Source organism: Enterococcus hulanensis, assembly GCF_005405485.1.
GTDB classification, from domain to species: Bacteria; Bacillota; Bacilli; order Lactobacillales; family Enterococcaceae; genus Enterococcus_A; species Enterococcus_A hulanensis.
The window spans coordinates 105,278-128,523 of sequence record NZ_BJED01000008.1 but is presented as its reverse complement, the minus strand read 5'-3'; the positions used below and the strand labels follow the sequence as shown (position 1 = coordinate 128,523).

27 protein-coding genes are annotated in these 23,246 nt (G+C 38.9%); all 27 read left to right on the top strand.

Annotated features, from left to right (window positions below):
- Positions 1–7: 7 nt before the first annotated feature.
- The 27 genes from FFR60_RS10595 (at position 8) to dnaK (ending at position 23,168) form a co-directional block, all read left to right on the top strand.
- Entirely contained in the window at positions 8–658 is a 651-nt protein-coding gene (locus FFR60_RS10595) for a cobalt-precorrin-8 methylmutase (RefSeq protein WP_137664132.1), read from the top strand.
- Positions 658–1,779: a cobalt-precorrin-5B (C(1))-methyltransferase CbiD gene (gene cbiD / locus FFR60_RS10590; RefSeq protein WP_137664131.1), complete on the top strand. Its 1,122-nt coding sequence runs from the start codon at positions 658–660 to the stop codon at positions 1,777–1,779. Before FFR60_RS10595 ends, cbiD begins: the two co-directional genes overlap by 1 nt.
- On the top strand, positions 1,776–2,387 hold the full coding sequence (cbiE, locus tag FFR60_RS10585; RefSeq protein WP_137664130.1) for a precorrin-6y C5,15-methyltransferase (decarboxylating) subunit CbiE: 612 nt from the start codon (positions 1,776–1,778) through the stop codon (positions 2,385–2,387). Before cbiD ends, cbiE begins: the two co-directional genes overlap by 4 nt.
- Positions 2,388–2,412: 25 nt before the next feature.
- Entirely contained in the window at positions 2,413–2,931 is a 519-nt protein-coding gene (locus FFR60_RS10580) for a decarboxylating cobalt-precorrin-6B (C(15))-methyltransferase (RefSeq protein ID WP_371853220.1), read from the top strand.
- A gap of 4 nt (positions 2,932–2,935) precedes the next feature.
- Positions 2,936–3,703 (top strand): cobalt-precorrin-4 methyltransferase, encoded by a 768-nt coding sequence (locus FFR60_RS10575; protein ID WP_137664128.1) that lies wholly within the window; start codon positions 2,936–2,938, stop codon positions 3,701–3,703.
- Positions 3,696–4,754: a cobalt-precorrin 5A hydrolase gene (locus FFR60_RS10570; protein WP_137664127.1), complete on the top strand. Its 1,059-nt coding sequence runs from the start codon at positions 3,696–3,698 to the stop codon at positions 4,752–4,754. Before FFR60_RS10575 ends, FFR60_RS10570 begins: the two co-directional genes overlap by 8 nt.
- Positions 4,733–5,458, top strand: coding sequence for a precorrin-3B C(17)-methyltransferase (gene cobJ / locus FFR60_RS10565; RefSeq protein WP_137664126.1), 726 nt, complete (start codon positions 4,733–4,735; stop codon positions 5,456–5,458). The genes FFR60_RS10570 and cobJ overlap by 22 nt, the downstream gene beginning before the upstream one ends.
- Positions 5,455–6,198, top strand: a complete 744-nt coding sequence (gene cobK, locus FFR60_RS10560) for a precorrin-6A reductase (protein ID WP_137664125.1) — start codon at positions 5,455–5,457, stop codon at positions 6,196–6,198. The genes cobJ and cobK overlap by 4 nt, the downstream gene beginning before the upstream one ends.
- A 1-nt stretch (position 6,199) precedes the next feature.
- On the top strand, positions 6,200–7,630 hold the full coding sequence (gene cobA, locus FFR60_RS10555; protein ID WP_137664124.1) for a uroporphyrinogen-III C-methyltransferase: 1,431 nt from the start codon (positions 6,200–6,202) through the stop codon (positions 7,628–7,630).
- On the top strand, positions 7,627–8,409 hold the full coding sequence (locus FFR60_RS10550; RefSeq protein WP_137664123.1) for a sirohydrochlorin cobaltochelatase: 783 nt from the start codon (positions 7,627–7,629) through the stop codon (positions 8,407–8,409). Before cobA ends, FFR60_RS10550 begins: the two co-directional genes overlap by 4 nt.
- On the top strand, positions 8,402–9,130 hold the full coding sequence (locus FFR60_RS10545) for a cobalt-factor II C(20)-methyltransferase (protein WP_137664122.1): 729 nt from the start codon (positions 8,402–8,404) through the stop codon (positions 9,128–9,130). The genes FFR60_RS10550 and FFR60_RS10545 overlap by 8 nt, the downstream gene beginning before the upstream one ends.
- The gene (locus tag FFR60_RS10540; RefSeq protein WP_137664121.1) at positions 9,120–9,869 is read left to right on the top strand and encodes an energy-coupling factor ABC transporter permease; all 750 of its coding nucleotides are present in this window, start codon (positions 9,120–9,122) and stop codon (positions 9,867–9,869) included. The genes FFR60_RS10545 and FFR60_RS10540 overlap by 11 nt, the downstream gene beginning before the upstream one ends.
- Entirely contained in the window at positions 9,856–10,155 is a 300-nt protein-coding gene (locus FFR60_RS10535) for an energy-coupling factor ABC transporter substrate-binding protein (RefSeq protein ID WP_088932332.1), read from the top strand. The genes FFR60_RS10540 and FFR60_RS10535 overlap by 14 nt, the downstream gene beginning before the upstream one ends.
- On the top strand, positions 10,142–10,819 hold the full coding sequence (cbiQ, locus tag FFR60_RS10530; RefSeq protein WP_137664120.1) for a cobalt ECF transporter T component CbiQ: 678 nt from the start codon (positions 10,142–10,144) through the stop codon (positions 10,817–10,819). Before FFR60_RS10535 ends, cbiQ begins: the two co-directional genes overlap by 14 nt.
- Before the next feature lie 25 nt (positions 10,820–10,844).
- On the top strand, positions 10,845–11,648 hold the full coding sequence (locus tag FFR60_RS10525; RefSeq protein WP_137664119.1) for an ATP-binding cassette domain-containing protein: 804 nt from the start codon (positions 10,845–10,847) through the stop codon (positions 11,646–11,648).
- A gap of 20 nt (positions 11,649–11,668) precedes the next feature.
- Entirely contained in the window at positions 11,669–13,156 is a 1,488-nt protein-coding gene (locus tag FFR60_RS10520) for a cobyric acid synthase (RefSeq protein ID WP_371853251.1), read from the top strand.
- Entirely contained in the window at positions 13,153–13,722 is a 570-nt protein-coding gene (locus FFR60_RS10515; protein ID WP_137664117.1) for a cob(I)yrinic acid a,c-diamide adenosyltransferase, read from the top strand. Before FFR60_RS10520 ends, FFR60_RS10515 begins: the two co-directional genes overlap by 4 nt.
- 33 nt (positions 13,723–13,755) lie before the next feature.
- The gene (hemC, locus tag FFR60_RS10510) at positions 13,756–14,700 is read left to right on the top strand and encodes a hydroxymethylbilane synthase (RefSeq protein ID WP_088932337.1); all 945 of its coding nucleotides are present in this window, start codon (positions 13,756–13,758) and stop codon (positions 14,698–14,700) included.
- A gap of 10 nt (positions 14,701–14,710) precedes the next feature.
- On the top strand, positions 14,711–15,403 hold the full coding sequence (locus FFR60_RS10505) for a uroporphyrinogen-III synthase (protein WP_137664116.1): 693 nt from the start codon (positions 14,711–14,713) through the stop codon (positions 15,401–15,403).
- Positions 15,404–15,416: 13 nt separating this feature from the next.
- Positions 15,417–16,148: a hypothetical protein gene (locus FFR60_RS10500; protein ID WP_249354991.1), complete on the top strand. Its 732-nt coding sequence runs from the start codon at positions 15,417–15,419 to the stop codon at positions 16,146–16,148.
- 6 nt (positions 16,149–16,154) lie between these two features.
- Positions 16,155–16,742 (top strand): bifunctional adenosylcobinamide kinase/adenosylcobinamide-phosphate guanylyltransferase, encoded by a 588-nt coding sequence (cobU, locus tag FFR60_RS10495; protein ID WP_137664114.1) that lies wholly within the window; start codon positions 16,155–16,157, stop codon positions 16,740–16,742.
- Positions 16,739–17,500: an adenosylcobinamide-GDP ribazoletransferase gene (gene cobS, locus FFR60_RS10490; protein WP_137664113.1), complete on the top strand. Its 762-nt coding sequence runs from the start codon at positions 16,739–16,741 to the stop codon at positions 17,498–17,500. The genes cobU and cobS overlap by 4 nt, the downstream gene beginning before the upstream one ends.
- Positions 17,497–18,069, top strand: coding sequence for a histidine phosphatase family protein (locus FFR60_RS10485; protein WP_137664112.1), 573 nt, complete (start codon positions 17,497–17,499; stop codon positions 18,067–18,069). The genes cobS and FFR60_RS10485 overlap by 4 nt, the downstream gene beginning before the upstream one ends.
- 316 nt (positions 18,070–18,385) lie before the next feature.
- Positions 18,386–19,534: a radical SAM family heme chaperone HemW gene (gene hemW / locus FFR60_RS10480; RefSeq protein ID WP_137664111.1), complete on the top strand. Its 1,149-nt coding sequence runs from the start codon at positions 18,386–18,388 to the stop codon at positions 19,532–19,534.
- 121 nt (positions 19,535–19,655) lie between these two features.
- Complete coding sequence (hrcA, locus tag FFR60_RS10475) at positions 19,656–20,696, top strand: heat-inducible transcriptional repressor HrcA (RefSeq protein WP_137664110.1); 1,041 nt, start codon at positions 19,656–19,658, stop codon at positions 20,694–20,696.
- 34 nt (positions 20,697–20,730) lie between these two features.
- Entirely contained in the window at positions 20,731–21,288 is a 558-nt protein-coding gene (grpE, locus tag FFR60_RS10470) for a nucleotide exchange factor GrpE (protein ID WP_137664109.1), read from the top strand.
- Between the two features lie 50 nt (positions 21,289–21,338).
- Positions 21,339–23,168, top strand: a complete 1,830-nt coding sequence (dnaK, locus tag FFR60_RS10465; protein WP_088932346.1) for a molecular chaperone DnaK — start codon at positions 21,339–21,341, stop codon at positions 23,166–23,168.
- The last annotated feature ends 78 nt before the right edge of the window (positions 23,169–23,246 follow it).

Genomic DNA, 23,246 nt, shown 5'->3' with positions numbered 1-23,246 from the left:
GAATCGTGTGGACTATATAAAAAATCCGCAAATGATTGAAGAAGAAAGTTTCCATATTATTCAAGAAATTATCGACAAGGAGTTTCCTAATTTCGTCTTTTTTAATACTACAGAAGAGAAAATCATCAAACGTGTGATTCACACGAGTGCAGATTTTGATTATTTGAAAAATCTTGTATTTTCCAATGATGTCATCACAGAATTAGAAACTTTTTTCTTAGCAGGCAATGGCACTATTTTTACAGATACGACGATGGCTCTTAGCGGGATCAATAAACGGATTTTAGATAAATTGGGTATTCGATATGAATGCTATATAGCTGATCCTGAAGTTGCTGAACAAGCAAAGGCTAAAGGGATGACCCGTTCAATGGCAGGAATCGAACGAGCAGCAAACGTTGAGGGGCCAAAACTCTTTGTCATCGGCAATGCACCGACTGCAATTTTTAAACTATTGGAGTTAATTGACAAAAAGAAATTAGCAGCATCAGCAGTTATTGGAGCTCCTGTTGGTTTTGTTGGAGCAGCCGAATCAAAGGAAGCTCTATTTGAAAGCGATGTTCCATCTATTGTCGCCAGGGGACGAAAAGGCGGTAGTAATGTTGCGGCCGCGATCATCAATGCAATGCTTTACCAGTTAGTAGAAAGGGAAAGCTGATGGAGGAATTTGTTTTCTATAATGGAAAAAAATTACGCAAGGGATACACCACGGGTTCTTGCGCGACGGCAGCTGCAACCGCAGCAGCATGTTTGCTATTCAAGGATGAGGCTCATGAGAATGTTCAAATCGAATTGCCGAATAAAGAAAAATTAACGATTCCGATCGCTTCGATGGAAATGAAGAAAGAAGGATGCCAAGCTTTTGTCGTAAAAGACGGTGGTGACGATGTTGATGCAACGGACGGGATGCTGATTGGAGCAAGGGTTGCAAAAACAACAACAAATCAAATTGTTATTGATGGCGGCATCGGTATCGGCCGAGTAACGGAAGTTGGCTTGCAGCTTCCCGTGGGCGAGGCTGCGATCAATCCGGTTCCAAGAAAAATGATTGAAGCATCTGTTCGAGAAATCATTGGACCAGACCAAGGGGCAGATATCATGATTTTTGCTCCAGAAGGGGCAACTATTGCAAATCAAACGATGAACCGTCGTTTGGGAATTATCGGCGGTATTTCAATTTTAGGAACTACGGGTATTGTCACGCCCATGTCTGAAGAAGGCTGGAAACAGTCTATTTCCCTAGAACTAGAAATGAAGAAAAGCCAAGGTCAGCGCTCAGTAATCTTATGTCCAGGAAATTATGGAGAAGATTTCGTTCTTCAAACACTGCAGCTTAGTAAAGATAAAATTGTTTCTATGAGCAATTTTGTCGGATACGTTCTGAAAGAGGTGCAGCGTTTGGAATTTGAAAAAATATTGATGGTAGGACATTTAGGAAAGTTGATCAAAGTTTCTGCTGGTATTTTTTCCACCCATAGCAAGGATGCGGATGCGCGAACTGAAATTTTGATTGCCAATCTAGCTTTGTTAGGTATGCCAGTTGCGCAACTAAAACAAATTCAAAAATGCTTAACGACAGAAGCAGCAGGAGAGATTATTGCAAATACAGGCTATGAAGAAGTTTATGAAGTCATAGCTGAAAAAATAAAACAACGTTCTGAAGGTCTACTAAAATATCGAAAGCATGAACCAACTATCGAGGTCGTTTTATTTTCTTCTCAAAGAGGTTACTTAGCTTCAACTAAATCACTTGAGTCGTTGAAGGAGGAATGGAAATGATCACTGTTGTTGGAATTGGACCGGGAGGAACACAGGATTATTTGTTTGATAGAGCCAAAGATGCAATTGCTGCAGCAGAATTAATTATCGGAAGCGAAAGGCAGTTGAAGATTGTCCCAGCAAACAAAATAAATAAATGCCGCCAGCTCCCTCGTAATTTAGATGATCTGGCTGTATTTTTAACAGATCATCAAAACGAGGAGATTGTACTTTTAGCTTCTGGAGATCCATTGACTTATGGTATTGGGAAATGGTTAACCAAACGATTTTCATCAGAAAAATTGACGATTTTGCCAGGAATCAGTTCGCTTCACTATTTATTTAATCGTTTAAATATTCCGATGGAAGACTGCTTTATTACCAGTAGTCATGGCCGAATCCCTGACTTTTCATTGCTCTTTAAATTACCAAAAGTTGGAATTGTTACGGATAAAGTTAATGGACCCTATCAGCTAGCTCAAGAAGCGGTAAAGCGAGGCAGCAAGACAATTTTTTATATTGGAGAAAATCTTAGCTACTCTGATGAAAAGATTAGCTGTTACAAGGCCTGTGAAGTTCCTGATGAAGACTATCAAATGAATGCAGTGGTGATGATAAATGAAGGATGATTGTTTTATTCGCGGAGAAGTTCCGATGACGAAAGAAGAAGTTCGAACGGTTAGCTTGGCAAAGCTGCAGCTGCAAAAAGCAGAGAAATTTTTGGACATTGGTACTGGAACGGGCAGTATGGCAATCGAAGCAGCCTATATGTATCCAAAACTAATGGTCACAACGATTGACTCGAAGCAGGCTGCACTCGATGTCTTAAAGCTGAATCAAAACAAGTTTCAGTTAACCAATATAAAAAGCATTTTGGCAAAGGCACCAGTTGAGTTGAACGATACTTTTGACGCTATTTTTATAGGCGGAACAGGCGGAAGTCTTTCAGAAATATTAGCTTGGGGCTTTCAAAGCTTAAAACCAGGCGGACGCTTAGTACTGAATTTTATTCTAATAGAAAATGCGCTTGAAGCTATTAGATGGCTGGAGGATGAACTTTATCCTTTTCAAGTGATTCAGTTGCAAGTTGGTCAGTATACAAAATTAGGTCAAGGTCATTATTTTAAGCCGCAAAATCCAGTAATCATTATTGAAACGAGAAAAGAGGAATAGTTGTATGGCAAAGGTACATTTTGTTGGTGCAGGTCCGGGCGATCCCGAGCTTATCACGTATAAAGGATATCAGCTTCTAAGTTCGGCCGATATCGTTATTTATGCAGGATCACTCGTAAATCCTGAGCTTCTGAAATATTGTTCGAAGGACTGTAAGATTTTCAACAGTGCCTCAATGAATCTAACGGAGATCATTGATGAAATGGAGCACGGTGTTCGATCAAACAGTGAGGTCGTCAGGTTGCAAACAGGTGATTTCTCGATCTACGGTTCCATTCGCGAACAAATTGAAGAATTAAAAAAACGTGAAATTGAATTTACTTGTACACCAGGTGTCAGCTCCTTTTTGGGTGCGGCCTCTAGTTTAGGAGTGGAATATACAGTTCCTGAGATATCTCAAAGTGTGATTATCACGCGGATGGCAGGAAGAACACCGGTACCAGAAAAAGAAAGTTTACGCTCTTTTGCTCAGCATCAAACTTCAATGGTGATTTTTCTTTCGATTCAGGGAATAGCTCAAGTGGTTGAGGAGTTGATCGCTGGAGGTTATCAACCGACTACCCCCGCAGCAGTCATCTATAAGGCAACTTGGCCAGAGGAAAAGAAAATTGTTAGTACATTAGAAAAGATTGCAGAACAAATTGAAGAAGCAGATATCACTAAAACAGCGCTGATTATGGTCGGTGAATTTTTGGGTGATGAATTTTATTATTCCAAGCTTTATGATGCCTCCTTTAAACATGAATATCGAGATGTGAAGAGCAATGAATAAGGTTGCGATTTTAGCTTTGACCTCGGCAGGAATAAAACTTGCTAAAGAGCTCCGGGAAAATTGGAATAATAATATCCCAATTTTTGTATCTGAAGACAAACTAGAAAATGGTTTAACAGTATTTCCTACCGGAAGATTTACAACAGGCATTCAGCTGCTTTTTAAACAATACGATGCATTGGTTTGTATTATGGCAACTGGAATCGTCGTTCGCAGCATTGCAGAAGTATTAGAAGATAAGCAAAATGATCCAGCGGTTATTGTACTTGATGAAAAGGGAAGACATACAATCAGTCTTTTATCTGGACACATCGGCGGAGCAAATCAGTTAACACTAGAGATTGCGGCAAAATTGAACAGCTGTCCAGTGATTACCACTGCCACGGATGTTCAGGAAGTAACGGCGCTCGATGTACTAAGTAAGGAAATTAATGCTTGGTATGCTGATTTTAAAGAAACGACTAAGAATGTTAATCGCCTTTTAGCCAATCATCAAAAGGTCGGACTGATTCAACGTGAAGAATGGGTTAAGGATACTAGAGGATTAACGGTAATTAAAAAAAATGATCCCATTGATTCCTTTGCTGCTGTTTTACTTATCTCAGATAAAAACGAGGAAAATCTAACTGAAAAAATCATACAAGTCGTCCCAAGAAGATATGTATTGGGGATTGGAGCTAAAAAAGGCTGCGATTTTTCTGTTGTTAAGAAAGAATATTTAAATTTTTGCCAATCAGTGAATGTCCATTATCGGAGTATAAAAAAAATCGTCAGTATAGAGTTAAAAAAGGAAGAACCTGGGATTATCCAATTGTCGAAATGGCTTGATGTTCCTTTTGAAACCTTTTCAGCAGAACAATTGACTGCCGTCTCGGAGAAATATCCACAATCCTCCTTTGTAAAGCAGGTAACTGGTGTCGGTAGTGTAAGTTTGGCTGCTGCTGATTTAGCAAGTAATGGACAAGTGGTGACAGAACGTTACGCAAATCATGGAGTCACATTTGCGTTGGGAAAGGATGAAGACGACACATGTTGTATGTTGTGGGATTAGGACCGGGCGAAAAGAGAAAGATGTCGCTTGAAGCCATTGAAGTCATTAAAAAAGTTGATGTGATTGTCGGTTATACGACTTATATTCGTTTGATCAAAGAATTGATCGATGAAAAAGAGTTGGTCAGTACAGGAATGAAACAAGAGATTGACCGGTGCAAAAAGGCAATTGAAATAGCAAGAGAAGGGAAGGATGTAGCGGTTATATCCAGCGGGGATGCTGGAGTATACGGTATGGCAGGACTGATTTTAGAGCTCACGAGTCAAATGGATGAGGAGATTGCAGTCAAAGTTGTCCCAGGTATCACCGCCAGCATCGCAGGAGCGGCTTTATTGGGAGCCCCTCTAATGAACGACTTTTGCCATATCAGCTTGAGCGATCTGATGACTCCGTGGGAAATGATTGAAAAGCGTCTCCATGCAGCTGCCAGTGCAGACTTTGTAATCTGTCTCTACAATCCAAGAAGTAAAGGCAGACCCAATCACTTAGCTAAAGCATTAGAAATTATTCAACAATACAAATCAAAAGATACCATCATTGGATTAGCGAAAGATGTTGGCAGAAAAGAGGAAGAGGCAATCCTCACTTCGATAGCGGAATTAGATGAAACAAAAGTAGACATGACTACAGTTGTTTTAGTTGGCAACAAAGAAACCTATATTTCAGATAATCGGATGATTACACCACGAGGTTATCAACTATGATTTTACTACTGGGAGGGACCTCTGAAAGCTTGAAAATCGCTGAAGCATTTAATGAATGCGATCAAAGTTTTTATTTGTCAGTAGTTTCAGACTACGGAGAGAATTTAGCAAGCTCTGCAGCGGAACATATCATTAAGGGACGATTGACTGAATCCGAGATGATCGCATTTATTCAGAAACATCAAATTACTAAAGTAGTTGATGCAACACACCCTTATGCAATCGAGGTATCAAAAAATGCCATTTCCGCTTGTAACGGAACAGGCGTCAACTATTTTCGTTTTGAAAGGACTTCATATCTTACCGATGAGATGATTTCAGCTGTTTCGATAAAAACTGCTTGTCAAAAGGCACTCGAATATTCAGGAACGATTTATCTGACTACAGGCAGCAAGACATTAGGAGAGTTTCTAAAATACTTACCCAAGGAACGAATCATCGTCAGAGTATTACCGACAATTGAAGTATTGATGGCAATTGAAAAACTTGGGCTTTCAACTAGCCAAATTGAAGCAATAAAAGGACCGTTTTCTAAATCATTAAACCGAGAACTATTAATCCATAATCAGGCCGGAGTAATGATTACAAAGGAAAGTGGACAAGCGGGAGGCTTTCCAGAAAAAGTTCAAGCCTGTAATGAGTTGAATATTCCTTGTATTGTACTGAAACGTGAACAAATAGAATATCCGAATAAGTTTTCTTCTATTGAAGAGCTTATTGATCGAGTAAAGGGGGGATAAAATGATTGGACAAATCGCTTTAGTTGGTGCAGGACTGGGAGATCCAGAATTATTAACTGTTAAAGGATTGCGAAAAATTGAACAGGCGGATGTAATTGTTTATGACCGACTGATTAACCCAGCGATTTTAAACGCGTGTAAAGCAGACTGCGAGAAGATTTATGTAGGAAAGAAACCTAATTATCATCCGGTTCCTCAAGATAAAATCGAAGAAATCATGATAGAAAAGGCGCGACAAGGATTCAATATTGTTCGTCTTAAAAGTGGAGACCCTTATGTTTTTGGTCGAGGCGGAGAGGAAGGCGCGGCTCTAAAAAAGGAAGGAATTAATTTTGAAGTCATACCTGGAATTACTTCCTCAATCGGCGGATTAGCTTATGCAGGGATTCCAATTACGCACAGGGACCTGGCCGCAAGTTTTCATGTTTACACTGGTCATTTGAATAATTCGGAGCAGGCTGTTGATTGGTCAACTGCAGCTAAAGCAGAAGGTACTTTAGTTTTTTTGATGGGGATGTCAGGATTACAGGAAATTACGAAACAACTGAGAAATCATGGTAAGGATAAAAATACTCCTGCTGCGGTCATCCAATGGGCAAGTCGCCAACAGCAAAAAACAGTCGTAGGAACACTGGAAACCATTTTCGAACAAGCCAAGTCAGCTGAACTGCAACCACCTAGCTTGATTGTGATTGGACAAGTTGTCGAGCGCAGAAAAAAACTAAACTTTTTTGAAGAGCGTCCGTTGTTTTCAATGAGTATCGCGATCCCATTTACAAAAAAGAAAAAAATGGCTAGTCGTCTGACGGATCTAGGTGCGGAGATCATAGAACTACCACCGAGTACCACACAAATTTTTAATGAAGCAGTTCCTTTTATTAACTCGAAACAGGTTGTTTTTACGGATCAGCATAGCATTGAGATGTTTATTCGAGCAATGAAACAGAATAAAATTGATTGGCGAAATTTAGCTGGCTGGCAATTTATTACTGTAGGACACCATACTGGTGCAGCGTTAGAAAAAAATGGTATTCAACCAGATCAAAACTATTTAGACTTGAGTATTTGTTTACAGGAGTTGAAGGTTACTCCAGAGACCTTGTTCTTAGGTGATGCATTAACAATTGACTGCTTGAATGATCAAAAGATTCTAGGAGATAGACTGATTAGTCATGAAGAGAAAATAACTGTAGCGATTCCGGAATTATGGCAGAAGACAGATTTGATGTATTTCCCAAATTCAAAATCTGCCCGATTATTTTTAAGAGCTCTAACTAATCAAGAGTTGGCATTTGCCAGACAGAAAAAAATTGTCGTCATGGGTCAAAAAACAAAAGAGGTCTTCGAGGCTTATCAAATTCCTGTGATTCAAACAAACGAACCAAGTTATCAAAGCGTTATAGAAAAACTAAAAGAGGAGATGGAGCGATGAAACCTGCTTTAATAGCCGTCAGTTTTGGTACAAGTTATCCAGAAACAAGGAAAAAAACGATTGAAGCTGTAGAGAGAAAACTAGCTGAAGCATACCCAGAGTTTGATGTATTTCGTGCTTTTACTTCTAATAAAGTGATAAAAAAAATTAAAGAGCAGGAGAACACGACAATTTTGACGGTCGATCAGCAAATGAAAGATCTGATTGCTGACGGTTATGATGAAATTTATGTTCAGCCGTTACACATTATTCCCGGTAGTGAATACTCCAAAGCACTCCATCAAGCGTTGAGCTATAAAAATCAATTAAAACTGATAAAAGTTGGTAAGCCATTATTAAGCAGTATAGCGGATTATCAAAAAATTGTGGCTTGGTTAGAAGTGTTAGCAAAAAATCTAGACGATGATGAATGTCTGGTGCTAATGGGGCATGGTAGCCAGCATTCAGCCTTTACGGTTTATGCTTGCTTAGACCATATGCTAATGGACAAGGCGATTTTTGTTTGCGCAGTTGAAAGTTATCCGGAAATTTCTTTACTGATTAATCGCCTTCAATACAGTCATTATAAAAAAATCAAATTGTATCCCTTAATGTTGGTAGCAGGTGATCATGCCACAAATGATATGGCATCTGATGAAGAAGACTCTTGGAAATCTCAGCTGGAGCAGGCTGGTTTTTCTGTTGAAGCATTTCTTAAAGGTATGGGGGAAGCGCCGGAAATACAACAGATGTTTGTCGAGCATGCCGGTGCGATGATGGAAGGAAAGACAAATGGCTAAATTTTATGGAGTTGGTACTGGTCCAGGCGCATCAGATTTATTAACGGTTCGTGGAAAAGAAATCATAGAAATGGTGGATTGTCTTTATACACCTGAATCTAAAAAAGGTGGGAAAAGTCTAGCTTTACAAATTGTTGATCCTTATTTAAGTGAAGGCCTGACAATCAAACAACGTCATTTTCCGATGGTGAACAATTGGGATGAGAAAAGAAGTGCTTGGAACGAGATCGCTGAGGAAATTATTGTTGATGTTAAAAAAGGTTTGAACGTGGCTTTTATCACATTGGGAGATCCGATGGTTTATAGCACATATAGTTACTTGTTGGAGCGAATGACCGATAAGATCGAAACAGAGACAGTCCCGGGCATATCCTCTTTCTGTCAGATTTCCAACAATTTGCAAATTCCATTGGTGATTGATGAAGAAAGTTATGCTGTTCTGCCGGCTACTGCTGACGAAAAAATAATACGTACAGCTTTAGAACAAATTTCAACAGTAATATTAATGAAAGTTTCAATCGCATTGCCCAAGATTCTTAAAATTTTAACAGACTTAGATTTATTGGAACAAACGATACTAGTCAGCGATTCTTCAATGGAATCAGAAAAAATAATGATTGGATTAAATGACTTAAGTGAACAAGATCAGCTATCGTATTTTAGTACCATGATCGTCTACAAAAATAGAAAGTTGAAAGGGAGTAAAAAAGATGAATCCTAAAGTGAAAACGATTCGAAAAATTCTTCTTGCACTGTTGCTTTTGATTCTAATTACACCGCAAAAGGCTCATGCTATGCATATTATGGAAGGCTTTTTACCGTTAGGCTGGTGTTTGTTTTGGTATGCAGCGTTTATTCCTTTCTTTATTTATGGTTTGATCAGCATCAAAAAGGCAGTTGCTGATAATCCGCAGAATAAGGTTTTGTTAGCTTTCAGCGGTGCATTCATCTTTATTTTGTCAGCTTTGAAAATTCCATCAGTTACCGGCTCCACATCTCATCCAACAGGTGTCGGAATCGGAACTGCATTATTCGGGCCGGGTGTTATCAGTGTTTTAGGAACGATTTGTTTGCTATTTCAGGCTTTGCTGCTTGCACATGGAGGGATAACAACCTTAGGAGCTAATGCCTTTTCAATGGCGGTAGTTGGTCCCTTTGTCGGTTATGGAGTGTATCTTCTTTTGAAAAAGTTTAATGCTTCAAATTCCGTATGTTTATTCCTATGTGCTTTTATTGCGGATCTCGCAACATATTTTATGACCTCGCTTCAACTGGGAGTGGTTTTTCCAGATCCTTCAACTGGCGTTTTTGGTGCGATCATGAAATTTGTCGGAGTTTTCATGTTAACGCAGATTCCGATTGCTATTGCGGAAGGCTTGCTGACAGTTGTTGCTTATAATCTGATTTCTGCGAATTTTCCTTTTCAAGAAGGAGGCATTTTAAACAATGGAAAAAAATAAATCAAAAACTAGTTTGAACATTATTCTCTTGTTGGCAGTAGTAGTGCTAATGGTTGGAGCGTTGCTAATTAATCAAACTGGCGAATTTGGCGGATCTGATGGTGAAGCGGAGACAGTTATTACCGAAATTAACCCGAATTATAAACCTTGGTTCGATTCATTGTTGGAACCTAAAAGTGGAGAAATTGAAAGCTTGCTGTTTACTCTTCAAGGAAGTCTAGGAGTTGGGATCATTACTTATATCTTAGGCTATTACAAAGGAAAGAAGAAAAATGCTGTTAATTGATAAGATAGCCTATGAGAACCGATTAATCGAGCTTTCACCTGGGCTTAAAAGTATTCTGTATCTCGTTTTATTGATGATTTGCTTTTTAACGCCTCCCATAATCCAAGGCTCGATCAGTTTAATTGTCGGGATTACGACAATTTATGTCACCAGAGTAAAGGTTAGGCGATATTTCAAATGGTTACTAGTTCCCGCACCTTTTCTAGTGATAAGCATTTTAACTATCCTATTTTCAATCAGTCCGCGTTCAGGAGGGTTCATTTTCGAGATTTCCTTATTCAATCATTTTTTAGGGATAACAAGAGCTTCATTAACTACAGGAACTAGGCTGTTTTTCCGTTCCTTTAGCTGTTTAATCTGCACGTATTTCTTTATCCTGACTGTACCGTTTAATCAAATACTGTTGGTGATGAAGCGAGCACATTTCCCCACACTATTAATAGAACTGACAATGCTGATGTATCGTTTTATTTTCATTTTTGCTGATGAGTTTCTGATCATCAAGCGAGCGCAAGACATGCGTTTTGGGTATCGGGGGCTAAAGAATAGTTATCAATCATTAGGAGCATTGATCAAGATTTTATTTTTTCAAACATTTGATCGCTTCAATAAAATGATTCTTTCTCTTGAAATGAAATTTTTTGACGGAGATTTTCCGCTGTAATAATCGAATGAAAGAAGGAGGCAAAATGTTTAAAGTAACAGATTTATGCATCAGTTACGAGAATCAAGCAGATGTACTGCATCATCTTTCTTTGGATTTTAGTAATCATAAGGCGGTAGGCATTTTAGGAGCGAATGGTTCTGGAAAGTCCACCTTGTTTGCGGCAATCGTTGGATTGTTGCGCCCTACTCGAGGTGAGATTATCTACGAAGATCGACCATTAGATTATAAAAAGTCAGCACTTTATCAGTATCGACAAGAAGTGGGAATCGTTTTTCAGGAACCGGATCATCAGATTTTTTATTCGATCGTTGAAGATGATGTCGCGTTTGCTTTAAAAAATTTAGGGATTGCCCCTGCACAGATTCGAATTAGGATGGATGAGGTATTTTCTTTACTTAAAATCGAACATTTAAAAAAGAAACCGGTACAGTACCTGAGCTATGGACAAAAAAAGAAAGTCGCTATCGCAAGTGTTTTGATGCTTAAAACAAAGTGGCTGCTGCTAGATGAACCAACATCTGGCTTAGACCCCGCTGGAAAGCAACAGATGATAGAGATCATTTCTCAACTCTTACAACAAGGAACTAAAATCATTTTATCGAGTCATGATATGGATTTGATGTACGAGATTTGTGATTATCTGTATGTAATTGATAAGGGGACAATCATTAAAGAAGGCAAATCAGATCAAGTTTTTTTAGATGAAGAAGTACTAAAGACTGCTGGCTTAGAACAGCCATGGTTAGTCAAGGTGCATCAGCAATTAGGTTTTCCGCTTGTTAAAAACCAACAGGAATTTATGCGAACAAAGATGAAGGCGAGGTGAGTATATTGGGTAAAAGTTTGATGATTCAAGGGACTGCATCGGATTCAGGCAAAAGTATTCTGGTTGCTGGATTATGTAGAATTTTTCAGCAAGATGGTTTGAAGGTAATGCCCTTTAAGTCACAAAATATGGCGCTCAATTCTTATATCACTATGGATGGAAAGGAAATGGGCCGTGCTCAAGTTTTTCAAGCCGAAGCAGCTGGGATCGAGCCGGATGCACGTATGAATCCTGTTTTATTAAAGCCGACTTCTGATAGAAAATCACAAGTAATATTTAATGGAAAAGTCCTTTGTGACATGGATGCAGTAGAATACCATGAATTCAAACCGCAACTGATCGAGAAGATATCTACCTTATATCAAGAACTGCTTCAAGAAAATGATGTGATTGTACTCGAAGGAGCGGGCAGCCCAGCCGAGATCAATCTAAACAGTCGAGATATCGCCAATATGGGAATGGCTAAAATCGCTGATGCACCGGTAATTTTAGTAGCTGATATTGATAAAGGCGGTGTGTTTGCCTCAATTTACGGAACTGTTCATTTGTTGGAGCCAGAGGAAAGAGCACGAATCAAAGGAATCATCATCAATAAATTTCGTGGAGATATCGCATTATTGGACCCAGGGTTGAAAATGATTGAGGATTTAACAGATGTCCCAGTGGTAGGAGTAATACCCTATGCTCAATTAAATATTGAAGATGAAGATAGTGTGGCACTATCGAAGGTTAACCGTTTGTATAATACACAAAAAGATTTGGATATTGCAGTGATCGGGTTATCTAAAATGTCGAATTTTACTGATTTTAAAAGTTTGGAAAGTGAACCGGATGTATCTGTTCGATATGTTTTTCCAAATGATCAGTTAGGCAGTCCGGATATTCTTATTTTACCTGGAAGCAAAAACACTTTAGAGGATTGTCTATATTTAAAAAAAACAGGCTTGGCAAAAGAAATCCAGCGTGTTCGTGATGAGGGTAAAATGATTTTTGGAATTTGCGGCGGCTTTCAGTTACTAGGCAAAATGCTGCACGATCCAAATCAAGTCGAATCTGTCCACGGCAGCCTAGAGGGATTAGGGCTACTGGAAACAGAAACTTATTTCGAAGCAGAGAAAACAACCACTAGAGTGGAAGCAGAAATTGGAAAAGAAATAATCAGCGGCTATGAAATTCATATGGGAAGAACGGAAAATCATGAGCGGCACCATTTTGCTCATCTTATTTCTGCTAACGGTAAAACGATCTCAAGAAATGATGGTGCTGTCAGTTCTGATAAATTGGTTATCGGAACCTATCTTCATGGCGTTTTTGATAATAGTATTTGGAGACGAAAATTATTAAATCAGGTACGAGAAGCAAAAGGCCTGTCTCCAATTAACGAAGCTGCCATGCCATATAACGAATATAAAAATCAACAGTATAATAAGTTGGCGGATTTGATTCGTGAAAATATTGACTTAGATAAAATTTATCAAATCATGAATCAAGAGGAGGTAAACGCATGAGCATCTATACGCGTTATGGAGACCGCGGTTACACTAAATTAGTCGGTGGAGGAAGAGCCAAAAAGAACGCTCCCCGCGTTAAGGCGTACGGCTCTATCGATACATTAAACGCACAAGTAGGATTAACCGTGGCTTCATTAGATGCACAAGAGCATTCTTTATATGCTGAATTAGTCCAAGTTCAGCAATGGATCTTTGATTGTGGGAGCGACTTCGCTACTCCAGAAGAAAAACGTCCATATAAAATTGATCCGCAAATGATTGAGTGGCTTGAAGAAAAGATTGACTTTTATTGGGCTGCATCACCAAAAATCGATCGTTTCATTATACCGGGCGGAACGGTCAGTGCTGCAAATCTGCATTTGTGTCGATGCTTTACCCGCGAAGCTGAACGAAATGCTGTGAGTCTATTGGAACAACAAGAAGCTATCAATAAAGAAGCCTTGAAATTTTTAAATCGCTTATCAGATTATTTTTTTGTTTTGGCTCGTTGGGTCAATGGACAAGCCGGACAATCTGAGGTTTTTTATGAAAATAGTGTTTCAGTTTTTAATAGGAAGAAATAAAAATGGAGCTATCCGAACGAAAGAAGGAAGAAAATGAAAAAACTGAAGGTAGGGACACGCGGCAGTAAACTAGCCACGACACAAACAAAGCAAGCTTTAGCAGTTTTTCAAAGCCATTTTCCAGATGTGGAAGTTGAACTCGTTAAGATCAAAACGAAAGGCGACCATTTGGCAACTCATAATTTGCAGGCGATTGGTGGTCAAGGCTGTTTTGTAAGGGAATTAGAATATCAGCTTCGTGCAGGCAATATTGATTTTGCCATACACAGCTTGAAGGACATCCCCACTACTATTCATGAAGACTTGACGCTTGCGTGTGTCATGAAGCGGCATTCGCCAACGGATGCTCTGATTATTAGAGATGCTGGGGTAAGTTTGGAAACCTTGCCGAAAAATGCTGTCGTGGGTACCAGCAGTCTTCGCAGAAAAGCACAGCTCTTGCATGTCCGTCCGGATTTCGATATTCAGCCGATCCGAGGGAATATCGATACTAGAATTAGAAAAATGAGTGAAGGTCAATATGATGCGATTGTTTTGGCTTTAGCAGGATTAGAGCGATTAGGTCTGGATCAAACGGTGTATCACCAAGAGCTTTCTCCAGAAATCATGCTGCCAGCTATAGGACAAGGTGCTCTAGCTTTGGAATGTCGGAAAGATAATAAAGAAGTACTGCAAATGCTTAAAAAAATGGAGCATCCGGAAACAGCAATTGCTGTTTCCGCCGAACGGGCCTTTTTAAATAGTATGGATGGCAGTTGTACTTTTCCGGTGGGGGCGTATAGCTTTCCCAAAGGTGATACTTATGAATTAACAGGAATGATTGGCAGTGAAAATGGAAAAATCATTTTGAAAGAAACAATGCAGGGTGATGATCCGGTAATTTTAGGAAAAGCTGTGGCCGCTAAAATGGTGCAGCAAGGTGCGATTACGTTGATTGAGGAGTGTAAAAACGATCAAAAAGAAACTTTTATACACTAGAGAAGCTGTTATGCCTGATAGCATTCATCAAGCCTTTGCGAAAAAAGATGTTGAAGTCATTACAATCCCTTTAAATCGAACAGTACTTCAACCGTATGAATACTTGGAACGCGATTATGACTGGATTTTTTTTACCAGCAGCAACGCGGTAAGATATTTTGATTTTACTCAATTGAACAGCCATGCTCAGATACTCGCTATCGGCAATCAAACGGTTAAAACATTGCAAGACTTAGGTTACGATGTTGATTTTCAACCTAAAGAAGCTTTTTCTGAAGGTTTAGTGAAGGAGTGGCTGAGTTTTGTAAATGGAAAACAACGAGTTTTTTGGCCGCATTCATTTCAAGCCCGACGTGTAATATATAATGTGTTGACCAGCCGAGGGCATGTGGTCTTAGAAAAGGTGATTTATAGAAATGAGTTCTATCCTGAAGATCAAGATCGCTTGCGAAGACTATTGCTTAATGAAGCTTTGGATTATGTACTTTTCGCCAGTCCTTCTGCGTGGACCTCTTTTTCCAAAGTAACGGAAACAATGTTACAGTTGCCTGCTGATTTTTGGTTACGCTTGAAAATAGCCGCCATTGGACCTGTCACAGCAAAGGTGATCGAAAAAGAGCATCCAGTTGCAGTTCAGCCAAAGATTTATGATATGCCGCATCTTTATGAATGTCTGCTGCAAGAAATCGAACATGAGGAGTGAGAACGCTGTGTCTATGACAACCGAGTATCGTGATCTTTCCATTTTGCCTATTTCGAACGACAAACGGCTGGTGATTGCCTGTGACTCTAGTGCCGGAATCGGTGAAAAGGAACAAGATGTTGTTCCGATTGATCCGACAGTGACAGCCGCTTTTTGTTTACGTGTTCCCTTAATGGAACTGTTTTGTTATGGGGCAGAGCCAATCGCCGTTATTGATCTGGTTGGAAATGAGTACCTCCCAACTGGGAAACGGATGTTGGAGGGAATAAAAACTGAGTTAGCTAAGGCGGGTCTATCTCATTTGCCATTAAATGGCAGTACAGAAGAAAACATGCTCACAAAAACAACTAGTCTTGGAGTAACGGTGATTGCCGAGACTTCAACAGAAAAAGAAAATTTTAAAATGAAGGAAGCTTGCAGTCTTTTGCAATTAGGCCAACCTTATGTCGGGGAAACAGTCGTGAGAAATCAGCATAAAATTTTTTCCTACTCTATAGTAAAGGCCTTAAAAAAAGAGTCGGGAGTATTAGATATGCTTCCTGTGGGGTCAAAAGGGATTCGTTACGAAGCACAGGTGATGGCTGAAGGCTCTGAATATCAAGTGGAATTTCTTGAAGAGAAAGAAATCGATTGCTCCGCCGGCCCTGCGTCCGTCATTTTATTGGCAGTAAAAAAGGCTCATGAAGAAGATATTTTAACTCGCTATCCTGAACTAAAAAAAATTGGCGAGTTCACGAAGGAGTGATTAACTTTGGGAGAGATCACATTGATTACTGGCGGTGCGCGTAGTGGGAAATCTGCATTTGCAGAGAGTTTGCTTGATACAGAAGCAAAAATCAATTATATTGCTACGAATTGTACAGCACAGGACGAGGAAATGAAAAATCGTGTGCTGCTTCATCAAAAGAGACGCTCTAAAAATTGGCAAACGACTGAAACTTTTTTGGATATCGCTGATTTATTCCAGCAAAAGCAAGTATCCGCGCATTTACTAGATTGTGCCACCATGTTAACGACAAATTTTTTCTTCCATTTAATGAAAGAACGATTCGGTGAAGATTTTAAAGTAATTGATGAGGAGATTGCAAAATTATCTGAAAGCGCAAAAGCAGATATCGAAGCTGAGATTCTGACCGAATGGCATAAAATTCTAATGGCAGCGAGAAAAAGTTCTTCACAACTGATAGTGGTATCGAATGAAGTTGGATTAGGGATCGTTCCGAAAAATTCTTTTTCTCGCTGGTTTCGAGATGTGTTAGGACACGTAAATCAATCTTTAGGGAAGGAAGCGGATGCCGCATTTTTAGTGATAGCTGGTATTCCTATGAAAATAAAATGATTGATAGTATAATTTTGTATTTTCAATTTTTTACACGAATACCGATTCCTGTAGCAATCGATGATGCAGAAGAAAAAATGCGTTCGGGTGTTCGTTTCTTTTCGCTGTTCGGTTTGATGATTGGCTTTATTGAGGCTGTCGTATATTGGCCTTTGCAGTATTTGTTCGGAGCTAGTATCGCATGGATATTTATTTTGTTTTTCGATGTCCTGCTTACGGGCGGATTTCATTTAGACGCTTTATCTGATATGGCAGATGGGCTTTTTTCATCACGAAAAAAAGAGCGGATGCTGGAAATCATGAAAGATAGCCGAGTGGGCAGTAATGGTGTAATAGTTATCGTTTTTTATTATCTATTTTTAACCTTCAGTTTTTTTTCATTACTCCCGCAAACAAGTATTAAGTTACAAGCCATTATCGTATTGTTGTTAAATCTTATTGGAAAAAACGGAATCAGTCTTCTGTTTTATCAAATGGAATATGCTGGAAGCAATGCTGAGGGGCTTGGTACAACTTTTTTGAATGTGAAAGTTCAGGATGTATTTTTTTGTCAATTAATTTCTTTTTTAGTGCTATTCCTTTTTTTAGGAAGGACCGGTCTTATCTGTTTTATTACCAACCTTCTTATTACGATTCTCTATCGGAGCATGGTCTTAAAAAAAGTGGGCGGTTTTAATGGAGATACATTAGGTGCTTGTTCACCAATTTCGCAAGCAGTTTTTTTACTGACGTTGGTTCTTATGCGAGGTTTCTTATGAAAATATATTTGATTCGTCATGGTGAAACAGAATATAATCGGCGTCATCTGTTTTACGGAAAGACGGACGTCTCATTAAATCAAACGGGCATCGAGCAAGCATATTTGCTGGCAGAAAAATTTGAAAAGTTGAATATTGATGCTATTGTCTATACGAGTTCACTACAGCGTACGATCGAAACGGCGAAGCGAATCTTTCCGAATCAAACAACCATTTCTTTAGAAGCTTTGGATGAAAAGGATTTTGGGGCATGGGAGGGAATGAACGCAGATCAAATCAACAGCGACTTTCCAGTGGAATGGGAGCAGTGGCTTTTGTCACCATTTGAGTATACACCTAAAAATGCTGAAAGATTTTCAGACTTTCAATACCGGATACTGGACTGTTTTGAAAAGCTGCTCCAAAAGAAAGAAGATTTTGTGATCGTCGGCCACTTAGGTGGTTTGCGAACAATTTTAAAAAAATGTTTTCCTGAGCTTGATTTTTGGGGAATCGTTTTAGAACAGGGAAATTACACAATAATTGAAGCAGAAAATTCGATGTTCAAGATTATTGAATGGAATACGTAAAACTTGTCGTAAGGTTAAATAATTTACTATAGATAATTGCTGACCGTTTCTGATGAACGGTCTTTTTTTTAGATTTTATGGAGTTTCATTTTTCTATAAAAATGTGAGACCATTAAACCAAAATATTCAAAATAAATAATCGGGCTTCAATAGAAAGAAGTTCCAGATAAAAAGGTTTAGATAATTTGAGTATTGGGAATGGTTCTTCGTTTATTTTTTAATATATTTTTTTATTCAATCTACTATTTGCTGATAGTAAGAAGAATTATGATAGAATACCTGTTGTTACTATTTATATAGAAGAAAGAGGAACACAATGACACAATCAACTTCTGCTTACATCCATATTCCTTTTTGTGAGCATATCTGTTACTACTGCGATTTCAACAAGGTTTTTCTTGAAGGACAACCAGTAGATGAATATATTGAAGCATTGCTGAAGGAAGCGCGTCTCTCGCTAGCGCAAAATCCAGTTGGCAAAATGGAGACGCTCTATGTCGGAGGAGGTACGCCGACATCGTTGAATGCGACACAATTAGATCGGTTATTAAGCGGCTTACGTGAAGTTTTGCCATACAAGGATGGGGAATTTACGGTTGAGGCGAATCCTGGTGATCTTTCAGGTGACAAATTGGATGTTATGAAAAATTACGGAGTCAATCGTTTATCGATGGGTGTGCAAACCTTTGATGATCGATTATTGAAAAAAATTGGACGTAAACATACTGCACAGGATGTGTACGATACGATTCGTTTATTAGAAGAAAAAGATTTTCGGAATGTAACGATTGATTTGATCTATGCATTGCCAGGACAAAGTTTAGAAAGTTTTCACGATACTGTTGCTCGTGCCTTAGCTCTGGATTTACCTCACTATGCGTTATATTCGTTGATTTTGGAAAACCAAACGATGTTTATGAATTGGGTTCGTCGCGGAAAAATGCATTTGCCAGAGCAAGAGTTAGAAGCTCAAATGTATTCAGAAACGATTGAAGCAATGGAAAAAGCAGGGCGCAAGCAATATGAAATTAGTAATTTTGCGAAACCAGGTTTTGAAAGTCAGCATAATCTCGTATATTGGAACAATCAAAATTATTTTGGACTTGGTGCAGGGGCTAGTGGGTACCTTGGTAATCGACGTTATAAAAATCGTGGACCTATACAACATTATTTGAAAGCTTTGAATGACGAACATTTGCCAGTGCTTGAAGAAGAATATTTATCCCAAGAAGAGCAGATTGAAGAAGAGATGTTTTTAGGCTTAAGAAAAATTTTAGGAGTAGACAAAGCGAAATTTGCAGCTCGCTTCGGGCGAAGCATGACCGATGTCTACAGCATGGTCATTAATGAGTTGAAAGAGCAAAACCTGTTAACAGAGACAGATTCACGGGTATTTTTGACAAAGTATGGACTGTTTCGAGGGAATGATGTTTTTGAGAAATTTTTATTGAACAAATCGAATTAGCACTCTCGTTACGAGAGTGCTAATTTTTTATATTTTTTCCTTGACTTATAAAACAGATGTGGTATATTAATAATCGAGTTAGCACTTAAAAAGAAAGAGTGCTAACTAAAGGATGAGAAGAATGTTAACGGAAAGACAAAAACTGATTCTCAGCTTAATCATCCAAGACTTTACCAATACGGGACAGCCGGTTGGGTCGAAAAGTTTGATGGAAGAAGGCGTAAAAGCAAGTTCCGCGACTATTCGCAATGACATGAAAGCCTTAGAAGAATTGGGTCTGTTAGAAAAAACTCATTCTTCGTCCGGGAGAATACCTTCCGCTTTAGGTTATCGTTATTATGTGGATCATTTATTGACGCCAGCAAAGGTGAGTAATCAAGAAGTAGATCAGATTCGCAGATCGCTAAAAAATGATATTCACGAAATTGATGATATCATTCAGCAATCTGCAAAAATACTTTCACAAGTTACCAGCTACACGGCGTTTTCACTAGGTCCTGAAATGAAAGATCGGACATTAACCGGCTTTCGGATCGTTCCGTTGAATGACCGGCAGATTTTGGCGATTATCGTTACGGACAAAGGGAATGTTGAAAGCCAAGTTTTTCGCATACCTGAAAATGTCGACAGTCAAGATTTGGAAAAAATGGTTCGTATCATCAATGACCGTTTGGTAGGGCAGCCTTTAGTGAGTGTCTATCAAAAATTAAGAACCGAGATTCCTATGATCTTACATCGCTATTTCCAAACCACCGAAGGAATCAGTCATTTATTTGACATTATTTTAAATGATGCCTTTGAGGATAAAGTGTTTGTAAGCGGCCGAATGAATATTTTGAATTTCAATCCTGATCAAGATGTTAACCATGTTAAGTCCATGTATTCATTGATGCAAAATTCCGACGAATTAACGCAATTATTGTTGCCATCTGATAACAATATCCACGTTCGAATCGGAACAGAGATGGGGAATGATTTGTTTGATCAATTAAGTATGATTCAAGCAAATTATGAGATTCGCGGGCATGGTCGAGGAACGATTGCACTATTGGGTCCAACAGCAATGCCGTATTCAAAAATCTTTGGTTTATTGGAAGTTTTCCGATACGAGTTGACAAATGCATTAGACGATTATTATCGTTCTTTAGATTTATATCACTAAGAAATGATTCCTAAAAAGAAAGGAAGTATGCGTAGTGGCAAAAGAAAAGAAACAAGAAGTTGACGAGGAAATTGAAGAAGTCGAAGAAACTGAAAATGACTCGATTGAAAAAGAAGCGGAAGACATTGACATTCCAGAAATTTCTGAGGTTGAGGAATTGACCAATAAGTTTAATGAAATGGAAGATAAATTCTTGCGAGCTCGCGCTGAGATCGCGAATATGTCTAACCGTAACAAAAATGAACGCGAACAATTAGTTCGTTATCGTTCACAAGATCTTGGTAAGAAACTATTGCCGGCGATCGACAATTTAGAAAGAGCCTTAGCAACAGAGGTTACTGATGATCACGGTACCAGCCTGAAAAAAGGTGTAGAAATGGTACTTGAGAGCTTAACAGTTGCATTAAAAGAAGAAGGCATTACAGAGATCGAAGCTGAAGGTAAAATTTTTGATCCGAATCTGCATCAAGCAGTGCAAACTGTCCCAGCAGAGGGCGAGACAAAACCTGAAACGATCGTCAATGTCTTGCAAAAAGGGTATCAGCTGCATGATCGCGTGTTGCGTCCAGCAATGGTGATCGTAGCTCAATAAATATATAAACTACTAAATTAAACATATAATGGAAAAGGAGATTTTCAACTATGAGTAAAATTATCGGTATTGACTTAGGTACAACGAACTCAGCAGTCGCTGTCTTAGAAGGCGGAGAAGCTAAAATCATTACTAATCCGGAAGGAAATCGTACAACACCATCCGTTGTTTCATTCAAAAATGGCGAGATCCAAGTTGGTGAAGTAGCAAAACGTCAAGCAGTAACAAATCCACATACGATTTCATCTATTAAACGTCATATGGGTGAAGCTGGATATAAAGTAGAAGCAGACGGCAAATCGTACACACCGCAAGAAATTTCAGCGATGGTATTACAATACATCAAAGGATTTGCAGAAGATTACCTAGGTGAAAAAGTTGAAAAAGCAGTTATTACTGTTCCTGCATACTTCAACGATTCACAACGTCAAGCAACCAAAGATGCTGGTAAAATCGCTGGTTTGGAAGTTGAACGTATCGTTAACGAACCAACAGCAGCAGCATTAGCATACGGTTTAGATAAAACAGATAAAGATGAAAAAATCTTAGTATTTGACCTTGGTGGTGGTACTTTCGACGTTTCAATTCTTGAATTAGGTGACGGAGTCTTTGACGTATTATCCACTGCAGGGGATAACAGCCTAGGTGGAGATGACTTTGATAACAAAATTATTGATTACTTAGTTGCTGACTTTAAACAAGCCAACGGAATTGATCTTTCAAAAGATAAGATGGCTATGCAACGTTTGAAAGACGCTGCTGAAAAAGCGAAGAAAGATTTATCTGGTGTCAGCTCAACTCAAATCAGCTTACCATTTATTACAGCTGGCGATGCTGGTCCATTGCACTTAGAAACAACACTTTCTCGTGCGAAATTTGACGAAATCACTGCTGATTTAGTTGAACGTACAAAAGCTCCAGTTCGTCAAGCATTGAAGGATGCTGGCTTGTCTCAATCTGAAATCGACGAAGTTATTTTAGTCGGTGGTTCTACACGTATTCCAGCAGTAGTAGAAGCAGTACGTAAAGAAACAGGTAAAGAACCAAATAAATCAGTTAACCCGGATGAAGTAGTAGCAATGGGTGCTGCGATCCAAGGTGGAGTTATCACTGGTGATGTTAAAGACGTTGTATTATTAGACGTAACACCATTGTCATTAGGTATCGAAACAATGGGCGGCGTATTCACGAAATTGATTGACCGCAATACAACGATTCCAACAAGCAAATCACAAGTATTCTCAACAGCTGCTGACAATCAACCTGCTGTAGATATTCATGTTTTACAAGGTGAACGTCCAATGGCTGCGGATAATAAAACATTAGGTCGTTTCCAATTAACAGATATTCCAGCTGCACCTCGCGGAATCCCTCAAATCGAAGTTTCATTCGATATTGATAAAAACGGTATCGTAAACGTTTCTGCGAAAGATTTGGGAACACAAAAAGAACAAAAAATAACGATCAAATCTTCTTCTGGCTTGTCAGATGATGAAATCGAACGTATGGTGAAAGACGCTGAAGCAAATGCGGATGCCGACAAAGCTCGTAAAGAAGAAGTAGATTTACGTAATGATGTTGATGCTTTGCTATTCTCTGTTGATAAGACATTGAAAGAATTAGAAGGTAAAGTGGACGCTGACGAAGTGAAGAAAGCTGAAGATGCTCGCGATGAACTAAAAGCAGCGGTTGAAGCTAATGATATTGAACAAATGAAAGAAAAACGCGATGCGTTGAATGAAATTGTACAAAACTTAACGGTTAAACTTTACGAACAAGCAGCACAACAACAAGCAGAGGCTGATCCAAACGCAGCTCAAGGCGGCGCGGATGATGTCGTGGATGCTGATTTTGAAGAAGTTAACGATGACGACAAATAATTGATTCGTTGATAAAAGGCCAAAGTCATCGCTTTGGCCTTTTTTCTTTCAAGATTAGCCATTCCTGTAGAAAAAATC